This is a genomic window from Cytobacillus stercorigallinarum (assembly GCF_014836495.1).
GTDB classification, from domain to species: domain Bacteria; phylum Bacillota; class Bacilli; order Bacillales; family Cytobacillaceae; genus Cytobacillus; species Cytobacillus stercorigallinarum.
In genome coordinates this window covers 1-12,887 of sequence record NZ_JACSQT010000021.1, presented here as the reverse complement: position 1 = coordinate 12,887, position 12,887 = coordinate 1, and the positions used below count along the sequence as shown (strand labels likewise).

Sequence of the window (12,887 nt, the reverse complement as noted above, 5' to 3'; positions counted from 1 at the left end):
TTAAATCCCCCAATGAATTTTGATTATTTAATCGATAAATGTTTTTTTGATAATCCTTCAAGTTCAGACAGTGTTAAGCTTTGAAGCTTCTGATCTTGCAAACCATATTCTTGTAATAACTTAATTAAGTAATTTCGCTTCTTTTCCACCGCTTTACGTAAATATTGCATTTTTTTCTGCTCCTTTAAATTGATGATGATGTCATTCTAAAACGTTTGTTGTAAAAAATCATCTGAATTGTAAGAAAATCTAACGTGATTTATTTCATGTTATTTTTTTTAACATAACTAGTGAAATTTTTTAACAATTCTGTATAATAGAAATAAAACCTTTAAAAATAGGTGGTCTGCAGATGGAAAATGAATGGTCATATAAGGAAAGAAAAGTCATTTCAATTGGCGCTGTTAGTGAACTTACTGGATTAAGCGAAAGGCAAATTAGATACTATGAAGAACGGAAATTGATATTTCCTTCAAGGTCTGATCGTGGTAATCGCAAATACTCTTTTTCGGATGTAGAAAGGTTAATAGATATTGCAAATAAACGAGAAGAAGGTGTAAGAACAGATGAAATACGCATGGAATATAAGAAAGAAAAGGTGAAAGAAGATCGCGAAACAAGAAAGAAAATGATACAAGGACAGCTCAATGCAAGGTTTATGGGGCAGAATAATGGAAAGAGATTTAGTTAAAATTGCATGTAATAGAATGTGACAGGGTTCTTTAAAATAGGATGACGAATATAGTCGCCTTTTTAAAGCCCTTTTTTCGTTATATCGTAAGTTTCAGCACGATGCCGATAATGGTATTCTGTTATATATATGACATAAATACATATTCTATAAGTTATGAATGTCCCTTCACATAACTTGAGAAGGGATATAATTAAATAATTCTGTATTTCTTCTCAATACTTCCTTATTTTAACGAATTCGTATACGATAGTTAAGCGTAATTATGGACCTTCAGAATAAGATATTGACAGACATGGAGGGATTTTTCTTTGAGTAAAAATAATGAAAATGTATTTGAAGTAATTGAGCTCTGTTTATTAGCAGGTAAAATTATGCTGCAATCTGGAGCAGAAACATATCGTGTAGAAGATACGATGACGAGAATAGCTGAGGCATTAGGGATTCCTAATTCACATAGTTATGTTACTCCTACTGGAATTGTTTTTTCGACAGATGACACAAACCCAGCGAAATTAATCAGAATCTCGGAACGTTCTACTGATCTATATAAGGTAACATTAGTAAATAGTGTATCTAGAAAAGTAAGTAATGGCGAACTGACAAGACAAGAAGCATATGAAAAGTTAATGGAAATTGAACAGGCAAATTATACATTCCCTATTTATCAACAGGTACTTGCAGCAGCGATCGCTAGTGCTTGTTTTATGATTATGTTTTTAGGCCAGTGGGATGATTTTTTTCCTGCCTTTATTGCTGGTGGTGTTGGTTTCCTTTCTTTTATTTTTTTACAGAGAGTAGTACAAATTCGCTTCTTTTCTGAATTTCTTGCCTCTCTAATTATTGGTGTGATCTCCATGCTGTTTGTGAAAGTCGGTTTAGGTGAGCAACTGGATACAATTATTATTGGTTCAGTCATGCCTCTTGTACCTGGATTACTGATTACGAATGCAGTAAGAGATTTAATGGCGGGACATCTTGTTTCAGGTTTATCTAAGGGAGCAGAAGCGTTTTTAACGGCATTTGCTATAGGTGCTGGGGTTGCTGTTGTCTTTGCAACAATGAGTTAAATGAAAGAGAGGTGCGAAATGCATGACAATGGTTATTACACATTTGTTTACAAGTTTTATTGCGGCTGCATCGTTCGGTGTCATTTTTAATGCGCCCAGAAAATCATTGCTTCGTTGTGGTTTTGTTGGAATGGTTGGCTGGATCATCTACATCATTCTTGTGAACAATCATTATGACGCGATCCCTGCTTCGTTAATTTCTGCTGTGTTCATTTCAGCGATTAGTCACATTTTCGCAAAAATCTATCGTACACCTATTATCATCTTTAGTGTTGCGGGAATAATTCCATTGGTACCAGGTGGTATTTCCTACGATGCAATGAGACATTTTGTATTAAATGATTATAATATGGCCATCCAATTGGCTGCAAAGGCATTTATGATATCTGGTGCGATTGCGGTGGGACTAGTGATTGCAGAAGTGTTTTTTCAATTGTTTATGAAAGCAAAACATAAATTAATATCAAAAAACACATAATAGAGAAGAGGTGCGGATAGCGCCTCTTTTCTATTATTTAATGAAATGATGTGAAAGCTAGATGAGACGTTTCTTATTATGTATTTGTTTCATGTTTCTATTGCAGGATGGTTTGGGAGTTCAAGCTTTAACTATCGAAAAAGCGAACGTTACCCAGCAACTCCATCAAATGAGTTTAGAAGAAAAGATAGGGCAGATGTTGATGGTCGATTTAAATCAAACAGTCGGGAGCGGACAAATAGGTGTGAATGATTCAATCATTCGTGAAATAGAGCAACTCCAACCTGGCGGGATCATTTTTTTTAAGGAAAATATTCAATCGATAGAACAAACAAAGCGTTTTACAACAGAGTTACAGCACCTCAATCGTGGCATTCCTTTCTTTCTAAGTGTGGACCAAGAAGGTGGAGAAATTGTGAATCGCCTCCCATTCTTAACAGAGATGCCCGGGAATATGGCTTTAGGAGCTAGTGGTGATCTTGGACTTGCAAAACGTGTTGCCTCTGTATTAGGGGAGGAGTTGGATTCATTAGGTTTTAATATGAACTTCGCACCAGTAGTTGATTTGAATAGTAATCCATTAAATCCCATTGTAGGTGTCCGCTCTTTTGGGGAAAATCCGTACTTAGGTGCAAAGATGAGCGCTGCTTTTATGAAAGGGCTCCATGAAGAAGGAATAGTGGCTGTAGCAAAGCATTTTCCAGGTCATGGTGATGTAACAGTTGATTCTCATAAAGGGCTCCCCACTGTGTCTAAGTCTATCGAGCAATTAAAGAAAAATGAGCTCATTCCTTTTCAATTTTTAATAGACAATGGCCTACAGTCCATTATGACTGCTCATATTGCTTATCCGAATATTGAGAAGTCACTTTATCCAGCATCGCTATCTCACGCAATAACAACGAATCTGCTTCGCGAACATCTCGGGTTTAATGGGGTAGTGATAACAGACGCCTTAAATATGCAAGCGGTTGCTAGCTCTTTTACAGCAGCGGATGCCGCTATTTCTGCTGTTAAGGCTGGTGCAGATATATTATTAATGCCAAGCGAAGCACGAACTGTTAAGCAGGCGCTGATAAATGCCGTCAAAACGGAGGTTATTAGTGAGAAACGAATTGATTTATCTGTTCTAAGGATTCTAAACTTGAAAGCACAACTAATTAAAGAACATAACACGAATGATGTCATCCGTTCTGAAGAACATCTTAAGGTAGAAAAAGAAGCGGCTGAAAAAGGGATTACAATTATAAAAAGAGATGAGACACTTCCGATTCGAAAGGGTGAGAAAGTGGCATTTATAGATGATGGTAGTAATCATCAATCGAACAAACGGTTAACTGAATTATTAGTTAAATCAGGAATCACCGTTACAACCGAAGAAGAGGCAGAACGATTAATTTATATTTTACATCATAAAAAAGACGCGTTATTGAATAACAACTTACAAAAGGGAGAGAAGTCAGTATTAGTGATTTCGACAACAGCTCCTTATCACTATGAACAATGGGATTTTGTACAAGGCTTTATTTCTACATTTAGTCAATCGAGAGCGAGTATACAGGCAGTAAGTGATTATCTTACAGGGGAATTGTTAGCAACAGGATGTCTACCAGTTTCCATACACGATTCAACAGGAAAAGTGGTTGAAACGAATAAACAGTGGTGTAAATAAAGTCAAAAGGTATTGTAACTTTTATCTTCGAAGCATATAATCCAAGATATATTTTGAATGTTAGGAGAATAGCATGTTTAGAAGATTTTTCACTTATTATTTACCCCATAAAAGACTATTTATTATTGATTTTAGTTGCGCCATTATCGTTGCTCTACTAGAATTAGCTTTTCCATTAGCTGTTAGTTGGTTTGTCGATGAATTACTACCAACAAACAATTGGTCAATGATTGTTGCGGTTAGTGCTGGTTTGTTTGCTCTTTATTTTACGAGTACTGGGCTACAGTTTGTTGTTAACTACTGGGGACATAAACTGGGTATTAATATTGAAACAGATATGAGACAGCAATTATTTACACATGTGCAGAGGCAATCTTTTCGTTTCTTTGATAATACGAAAACCGGTCATATTATGAGCCGGACAACCAATGACTTAATGGATATTGGTGAGTTAGCCCATCATGGACCAGAAGATCTTTTTATTGCAGTGATGACTTTTGTCGGTGCTTTTTGGATCATGTTAACCATTAATGTGAAGCTTGCACTAGTAGCAATATTTATTGTACCGTTCCTTGTATGGCTTATCGCATATTGTAATATTTCTATGAATAAAGCATGGAGAAGAATGTATACCGAAATTGCCGAAGTGAATGGTAGAGTGGAAGATAGTGTTTCTGGTGCCCGTGTTGTTCAGTCTTTTACAAATGAAGCTTTTGAAATTGAAAGATTTACAAAAGATAATAGAAGGTTTCGTTCGGCTAAGCTTCGAGGTTATAAAGTGATGGGGATCACATTATCAGGCGTCTATTTCCTCACGAGAGTATTAATTCTGTCTGTTTTAGTTTTTGGTGCTTGGTTAGCGTTCAATAATCAGTTAGCACCAGGAGAGTTGGTCGCCTTTGTATTATATGCCAATCTTCTATTAAAGCCGATTGATAAAATTAGTGCGTTAATGGAACTTTATCCAAAAGGAATGGCGGGGTTCAAGCGTTTCATAGAAATGATGGATCAAGACCCAGATATAAATGATAAGCCTGATGCAATAGAAGTTGATTCATTACAAGGGAATATTACTTTTCACGATGTCACATTCGGGTACAGTGATAATCAAAAAGTTATACAAGATTTGAACTTTCATATTCAATCTGGACAAACGGTTGCCTTTGTTGGACCTTCAGGCGCTGGAAAGTCTACGATTTGTTCATTAATTCCAAGATTTTATGATGTCGATAAAGGAGCCATCACGATTGATGGTATCAACATTCAAGATATGACAAAAAACGCTTTAAGAAAGCAAATTGGTATCGTGCAACAAGATGTCTTTTTGTTTACAGGCACCATTAAAGAGAATATTGCTTATGGCAAGTTAGAAGCAACGGAAGAGGAAATCATATTAGCAGCAAGCAAAGCTCATCTAACTCAATGGATTGATACATTACCTGATGGATTTGATACACAAATTGGTGAGAGAGGGTTGAAACTTTCTGGTGGGCAAAAGCAACGTTTAGCCATTGCAAGAATGTTTTTGAAAAATCCACCGATTTTAATCTTAGATGAAGCCACTTCAGCACTTGATACGGAAACTGAAAAACTCATTCAGTCGGCCCTAACCGAGTTATCTAGAGACCGCACGACACTTGTTATAGCTCATAGATTTGCCACGATTAAAAATGCCGATAAAATCATGGTCGTTACTGAAAATGGTATAACGGAAGAGGGAACTGAAGAAGAGTTACTCGCCCTTGGAGGAATATTTGCGAACTTACATCATGTGCAGTACCAATAATTAAAGGTTGTCAAATTGATGATTATTTATCATAATAAAAGGTGAGAAATTTAAAGAATGACTTGTTTACCCGGTAGAAAGAATGCGGTTTTCTTTCTCTGGGTTTTATTATGCCCAAAAGATAAGGAGGATGACAATGAAGATGAGAGTTTCTAGTGTGCAGTATCATTTGCATACGATTCGTTCGTTTGAGGATTTTGCTCGTCAGTGCAAGCATTATATTCTTACTGCAAAAGAGTTTGATTCTGAGTTTGTATTGTTTCCGGAATTTTTTACTACTCAATTATTATCAATTGGTAGTGAAACCGGTGAGAGTTTATCGATTGCAGAATTACCAGGTTTTACGAAACAATATCAATCCCTGTTTTCTCAATTAGCTATTGAAACAAATATGCATATTATTGCAGGTACTCACGTAATCAGGCGTAATAATCGGCTCTATAATATGGCGCATCTTTTTTTCCCGGATGGACGGATAGAAGAACAAGCAAAGCTTCATTTGACACCGACTGAAATATATGAGTGGGGTATTACAGAAGGTGAGGACCTAAAAGTTTTCGATACCGAAAAAGGTAGGATTGCGATTCTTACATGTTATGATATAGAATTTCCTGAGATAGTCCGCATGGCAGTCGCGAAAGGAGCAGATATTATTTTTTGCCCTTCATGTACAGATGACCGTCATGGTTTTCACCGCGTCAGATACACTTCTCACGCAAGAGCAATCGAAAACCAAATCTATGTCGTTGGTGCTGGGACAGTGGGATCACTGCCTACAGTTGAATTTATGCGTGCAAATTTTGGGCAAGCAGCTATCATAACACCAAACGATATCCCATTTCCTCCGCAAGGTGTTTTAGCTGAGGGTGAATTAAATAATGATATGATTATTACAGCTGATATCGATCCTCATTTATTGTATGAAGTTAGAAAAAAAGGATCTGTAACAACTTGGCGTGACCGGAGAACAGACTTATATTATGATTGGGAAAAGGCAAGATTGGATTAATGAACATGTCATGAGTTTTCTCCTAAGAACAGTGGAAGATGTGTCGGTACTTAGAGGAGAGACCTGTGATAAACAAAAGAGTTAAACTTCAGCAACAGATAAAAATATGGTTTCGATAGGTGGTGATGTGGTGAAAAAATATCCTGGCTTTCTTCTAATATTTATAGGTATTGTATTACTCTATTTTTCCTTTAAACTAGATGTTTCGCCAATCGTTGCAATACTATTATTACTTTCAAGTCTAATAGCAAATATCGCAGGTACAGTTGTATTAGTAAAGCTAATTATTACTATTCAAAGGAAAGCAGCCGAGTTGAATAAAGAAGAATGATTAGAACGGTCGCTCTTAAGGCGAGCGCTTAATAAATATAAATGATTGTCAAAGGAAAGAAAAAGTCAGTCCCGTATATGAGTGATAACGAGACTGACTTTTTCTTTTTATCTACCGCCTTTAGGTTAGCTCTACTATTCAATCACCAACTTTTTTTCTGTGCCGTCAGCAAATATACGGTATTCTTCAATTTTCTCCTCATCGTTTACATAATAGAGTGCTGCACTTCTAATATTTTTGTTATGATCAAAATCAAAGTATATAATGGCCTCTAATTGATTATTTTTTAAAGCTTCCATGTCAACGAGCTGATAATCAGCATCTAATGCATAATGTTCATCCTGTTTAAAATCATAGCGAAAAGTGGGTAAGCCATACATATCATCTTTCATTTTTTGATCAGGCTGACCAAACTGATCGATTACGTCTTGTTCTGTCAGGTTGCTATGTAATTTCTCTTTTAATGTCGAAACGGTATTTGTTGATTCTTGACTCGTTTTATTTTCAATGATAGTATCCTTTGCTGCAACTGGTTCCCCACTTGGAACAGCAGTTAAGTTTAGAAAAAGGACGAATGGTAGGACGGATAAGGAAAGGATAAATTTAAACATTTAATCTCCTCCGTTTGTATTTTTTGTTTCTACTATTCATATATCCTTTTATACACTTTCAAAACATTCATTTAGCAATGAATAGAAAGTTTTTGCTATACAATCTTTATGTATAGGTTTGTTATAATAGAAGCACATTTGAATAAAGGAGCATGATTTGTGGAATTGAACCTCACTGACAAAATGATTATTGAAAGATGTGGAGCTGTTTCTTTTAAGCGTGGTAAAGCTTTTTTTTCTGCAGGGAAAGTCAACTTTATAACAATAGAAGAAAACAAAATCTATGCAGTTGTTGAAAGCGGAGAACACTTCAATGTGGAAATAGAATGGACAAATGGTGAGATACAGTCAAAGTGTAGTTGCCCTCAACTCTCTTCTTATCGTAAAGAATGTCAGCATTTAGCGGCCGTTTATATTGCCTGTCAAAAAAAGAACAGAGTGAGAGCGGACTCAGATGCGAATCAACTATTCTCCTTATTTGCAAAAGAGATGCCGGAAATAAATGAACAAGCCCATTTTGAGTATAGAAAAAAATTAGAAATCCATATACAATGCCGTATGGTGCAATGGAAGAATGAAACAAGGCTAGCGCTATCATTTATCTATCAAGATCTACCTATATCCTCTCCTCTCGATTGGTTCCGTTCTTTTAGGCAAGGAAGGGTATATAAAGAAAGTAATGGACTTCTTTTGGATGCTAGTGCACATTATGTAGCTGAGCCAATCGCTAATATTATCCAACTATTAGAGAATGCAGAAAGAAAGCAAGAATGGTTATTCATTCCTTCATTAACATGGGAAAAAGTAATGGAAAACATTATTCAGTTAGGAAATAGTCACTTTATAGAAGAGAACAAACAGTTACAAACGATGAGATTATCAGAGCAACCTTTACCCATCACTTTTGAACTCTCTTTTAACGAAGCTGAAAATACGGCTGTCTTGTCTTACAATCAAAGTGATTCTTTTCAGCTTTTACCTTATTATCAAGTTGTATATAAAGAGGGGTGCTTTTATCGTTGGCCCAAACAAGACTTTAGACGCTTAACTGAATTGTTAAAGATGATGCAAAAGGATGGGAAATTGCGGATTGCGAATGAACAAATCTCATTTTTCTTACATAAAGTAGTGCCTGGGTTAAAGAAGCTAGCGACGATAACAATAGCTGATACGATTAAAAAGCAATATATGCAAGCACCCCTTGTGGCAAAGCTTTATTTAGATCGCTTAAATCATAAATTATTAGCAAGTTTGGAGTTTCATTACGGCAAATTAAGTTTTAATCCCTTAGATGAAGAAAAAGCTAAAAAGGTTCTATTTAGAAATATAGAAGAAGAGGAGCAAATCCTCTCTTTAATGGAACAGGCCTCTTTTACAAAAACGGATGAAGGATATTATATTCAAAATGAAGAATTAGAATATCATTTTTTAATGCATATTTTACCTGATTTACAAAAGCTTGTACGTACATATACGACTAAAGCCATAAAGATGAGGGTTGATAAAGGTAAAACGCGCCCAATCATTCGAGTGAAAATGAAAAAAGAGCGCATGAATTGGTTACAATTTAAATTTGATATTGAAGGGATTCCTGAGCAAGAAATTAAAGAAATCCTAAACGCAATTGAACATAAACGGAAATACTATCGCCTCAAGAACGGGGCATTATTATCTTTAGAAACTGAAGATTATCAACAAATTAAGGCTTTTTTAAACGAAGTACCTCTGCAAGCTGAAAATTGGAGTGAGGCAACACTTGCTCGGGGTTTACAGCTTATTGCAAAAACGAAGGAAGAAACGATTGCCTTCGAAGCATCTATAAGAAATTTCCTTCAAGAATTTAAAAACCTTAATAAAGATGACTATCCTCTACCAGGGCATTTTTCGTCAATATTAAGGCCCTATCAAATAGAAGGTTATCAGTGGATGAGAAAGCTGGCAGAAAACCAATTTGGTGGAATTTTAGCAGACGATATGGGGCTTGGGAAAACGGTACAAGCGATTACTTTCATCTATTCTTATATAGATGAAATAAGACATAAACAGTCACCTGCTCTTATTGTATGTCCCTCAGCCGTACTCTACAATTGGTTACAAGAATGGATGAAGTTTGTACCGGATATGAATGTAGTGATATTAGATGGCAAACAGAGCGAAAGACAATTATTACGTAAAGATATTCATGTAGCAGATGTAGTTATTACATCATATACGTTATTAAGAAAAGACATTCAATGGTTGAAAAATGAACGTTTTCATACGATTATCTTTGATGAAGCACAAAGTTTTAAAAATCCACTAACTGAAACGCATAAATCTGTAAAACAATTATCATCACAATATAAATTTGCGTTAACAGGTACGCCGATTGAAAATGCAATTGAAGACTTATGGTCTGTCTTTCATATTATCTTCCCAGATTTATTTCTCGGCTTACAACAATTTAGTGAACTAAATAATGCTGCGATTGCTCGAATCATTCAACCTTTTGTATTGCGAAGAATGAAAACAGAGGTATTGGAAGAGCTTCCTGTTAAGGAAGAAAAAATCGAAAGAATAGATTTATATAAAGAACAACAAAAAATTTATTTAGCGTATTTAGCCAAATTAAAAGAAGATACATTAAAGCATTTAGATAAACGGACGTTAAGGAAAAATCGTATACGAATTTTAGCAGGACTAACGAGGTTAAGACAGTTATGTTGTCACCCGGTATTATTTGTAGAAGACTATCATGGCCGCTCAGCTAAACTAGATCAATTATTGACTTTATTACAAGAAGCAAAACAGGCGAATCGCCGTGTGCTCATATTCTCTCAATTCACTAGCATGCTTGAAATTATCAGTAGTGAACTCTCCTTTCAAGGGGAAGAATTCTTTTATTTAGATGGTCATACTACCGCAAAAGAAAGAGTAGAAATGTGCGAACAGTTCAATAGTGGGGAAAAGAATCTTTTCCTATTATCATTAAAAGCTGGTGGCACTGGTTTGAATTTAACAGGTGCAGACACTGTTATTTTATATGACACATGGTGGAATCCAGCAGTTGAAAGCCAAGCAGCGGACCGGGCCTACCGCATCGGTCAAAAAAAAGATGTCGTTGTCGTGAAATTAATCGCTAAAGGTACGATTGAGGAAAGAATGGAAGAAATGCAGTATCGCAAAAAAGATTTAATTCATACGATCATTGACAGAGAAACAGAAGACTTTCTTACGGAAGAAGATCTATTACATCTTTTAGATATAAGAGACTAATGGGTCTCTTTTTTTGTTTCTGTTATATTGCTTAGGTGCTAAAAGGCAAGTAATCTTCCTAGTTCATTTAATTACTGTTGTTTTGTAATACAAATATTTCATTTTTGGATAAAAGAATGAAAGTCTACCAACTTTAAATTTGTTCATCTAGTCCACCAACAATTGACTCACAATCTTTACTCACCTATTTAACGTATTCTGTACTATAGGGGTTAATCATTGAAATAATGAAGTTAGTATGTTTTCATGGAGACTGTATTAAATAATTGAAAAAAACTAGATTTTTACAGATCATGAAGTAGCCCTCCTCTTTATTAGGCCAAAGAGATTAGGAGAAAGGTGCAAAAAAATACAAGTTTTTAGGAAAAAGTTTCAGTTTGTAATAAAAAAATGATGAAATATGTCGGATTAGTAATATATTTGTAACATTGCTATTACCTGAATGTCAAAAAGGGATGATATAATGCATTTTGTACTAGATAATATACCGACATATAAAAGTGAACTATAGTAAAAAAAACATAGAAAAATAGACAAAATAGATAAAACATACATAAAAAAGGAAAAATGTTAAAAAGGCAGGGGAAAATGAGTGAAGAAAAAGATTATCGCATTAAACACAACAATTATGTTAGGCCTTGGAGCCTTCGCACTTCCAGCAGTGAACGCAGAATCTCTGGATGACATTAAAAAAGAACGCTCTGATGTCAAATCTGATCTTTCGAAAGCAGAAAAAGAACTTGCAACTGTATTAACTGAATTAAATGGTCTAGAAGAGAAAATTGCAAAAGTAGACAAAGCAGTAGCCGATAACGAGAAAATCGTTAAAGAAACAGAAAAAGAAATTGAAGAAGCGAAAGCAAAAGTAAAAAAACTTGAAGAAGAAATTAAAGTCATTCAAGAAAGAATTGACAAGAGAAGTGAAATCTTAAAAGAGCGTGCAGTGGCTATCCAAAATAGCGGTGGCTCTAACGTTAACTATATTGAAGTTCTTCTAGGTTCAACTAGCTTCAGTGATTTTGTTGATCGCGTTGGTGCGATTTCTAAAATTGTCGATGCAGACGAAGAATTATTAATTCAACATGATAAAGATAAAAAAGAAGTAGAAGAAAAGAAAGCAACAGTAGATAAAGAGTTAACTTCACTAAATGAAAAAATGACTGATCTTGAAGGTATGCGCGAGCAACTAAAAGAACAGGAAGCACAAAATAATAAATTAAAAGCTGAATTAAAAGAAAAAGAAGAAGTTGCAGCTGAAAAAAAATCCAAGCTACAAGCTAAAGATGTTGACTTAGCATCAATGCAAGCTGAAATTGAAAGTAGTATGGCTAGACAAGCTCCTGTAGAAGCAAGTGTTACAAATAATGAATCAGCTTCAACTACAAATACTACTAGCTCTAATAGTAGTTCTAAATCTAAGTCTTCAGAAAAATCATCTTCTGCACCAGCATCTACAACTGTTGGTAGTGGTATGCAAGCAGTCATTTCAGCAGGTAATAAATATATCGGAAATTCAGTTTATGTATTTGGTGGCGGTCGCTCAGCATCTGATATCGCTGCAGGACGTTTTGATTGTTCAGGATTCGTACATTGGGCGTTTGCTCAAGGTGGCTATAGTGTAGGTTCTAGTACGGATGCATTGAAAAATCAAGGTACACCAGTTCCAGCAAGCCAAATGCAACCTGGGGATATGGTATTCTTTAATACTTATAAAACAGATGGTCATGTTGGTATTTATATCGGTGGCGGTAAATTCATCGGTTCACAAAGCAGCACAGGTGTAGCTATTGCTGACATGTCAAGTGGTTATTGGGCTAAAGCATTTAACGGCCGTGTGAATCGCATCAACTAATCTATCATTTAAATTTTTGAAAGAGCGTCTTATTACGAATGTAATGAGGCGCTTATTTATTTTTTAGTAAATGAAAACCCTGGGCTCGGCCTAGGGTTCCAAAAAGCTTATAGCGTTGTATTAAAAAAACTC

The 12,887-nt window shown here is 35.4% G+C and carries 11 protein-coding genes; 9 read left to right on the top strand and 2 right to left on the bottom strand.

Translation table 11 applies throughout. The features are described 5' to 3' along the window. Positions 1-23: 23 nt before the first annotated feature. The gene (locus tag H9655_RS21460; RefSeq protein ID WP_191817266.1) at positions 24-170 is read right to left on the bottom strand and encodes a Fur-regulated basic protein FbpA; all 147 of its coding nucleotides are present in this window, start codon (positions 168-170) and stop codon (positions 24-26) included. A 182-nt stretch (positions 171-352) separates the two neighbouring features. Between H9655_RS21460 and H9655_RS21455 the strand changes: the two genes are divergently transcribed. From H9655_RS21455 to H9655_RS21425, 7 genes are all read left to right on the top strand, one after another. Then, positions 353-691, top strand: coding sequence for a MerR family transcriptional regulator (locus H9655_RS21455; protein WP_191817265.1), 339 nt, complete (start codon positions 353-355; stop codon positions 689-691). Between the two features lie 311 nt (positions 692-1,002). Then, positions 1,003-1,761 (top strand): threonine/serine exporter family protein, encoded by a 759-nt coding sequence (locus tag H9655_RS21450; protein WP_191817264.1) that lies wholly within the window; start codon positions 1,003-1,005, stop codon positions 1,759-1,761. A gap of 28 nt (positions 1,762-1,789) precedes the next feature. Continuing rightward, a complete protein-coding gene (locus H9655_RS21445; protein ID WP_191817286.1) occupies positions 1,790-2,239 on the top strand; it encodes a threonine/serine exporter family protein in 450 nt (149 codons plus the stop codon). 91 nt (positions 2,240-2,330) lie between these two features. After that, the gene (locus H9655_RS21440) at positions 2,331-3,911 is read left to right on the top strand and encodes a glycoside hydrolase family 3 protein (RefSeq protein ID WP_225230800.1); all 1,581 of its coding nucleotides are present in this window, start codon (positions 2,331-2,333) and stop codon (positions 3,909-3,911) included. Between the two features lie 73 nt (positions 3,912-3,984). Then, positions 3,985-5,697, top strand: a complete 1,713-nt coding sequence (locus H9655_RS21435) for an ABC transporter ATP-binding protein (RefSeq protein ID WP_191817262.1) — start codon at positions 3,985-3,987, stop codon at positions 5,695-5,697. 136 nt (positions 5,698-5,833) lie between these two features. Next, positions 5,834-6,706, top strand: coding sequence for a carbon-nitrogen hydrolase family protein (locus H9655_RS21430; RefSeq protein ID WP_191817261.1), 873 nt, complete (start codon positions 5,834-5,836; stop codon positions 6,704-6,706). A gap of 130 nt (positions 6,707-6,836) precedes the next feature. Continuing rightward, positions 6,837-7,037, top strand: coding sequence for a hypothetical protein (locus H9655_RS21425; RefSeq protein WP_191817260.1), 201 nt, complete (start codon positions 6,837-6,839; stop codon positions 7,035-7,037). 134 nt (positions 7,038-7,171) lie between these two features. Here the strand turns inward: H9655_RS21425 and H9655_RS21420 are convergent, their stop codons facing one another. Beyond that, the gene (locus tag H9655_RS21420) at positions 7,172-7,648 is read right to left on the bottom strand and encodes a hypothetical protein (protein ID WP_191817259.1); all 477 of its coding nucleotides are present in this window, start codon (positions 7,646-7,648) and stop codon (positions 7,172-7,174) included. Positions 7,649-7,807: 159 nt separating this feature from the next. Between H9655_RS21420 and H9655_RS21415 the strand changes: the two genes are divergently transcribed. After that, a complete protein-coding gene (locus H9655_RS21415; protein WP_191817258.1) occupies positions 7,808-10,903 on the top strand; it encodes an SNF2 helicase associated domain-containing protein in 3,096 nt (1,031 codons plus the stop codon). A gap of 592 nt (positions 10,904-11,495) precedes the next feature. Beyond that, on the top strand, positions 11,496-12,755 hold the full coding sequence (locus H9655_RS21410; RefSeq protein WP_191817257.1) for a C40 family peptidase: 1,260 nt from the start codon (positions 11,496-11,498) through the stop codon (positions 12,753-12,755). Positions 12,756-12,887: the final 132 nt, after the last annotated feature.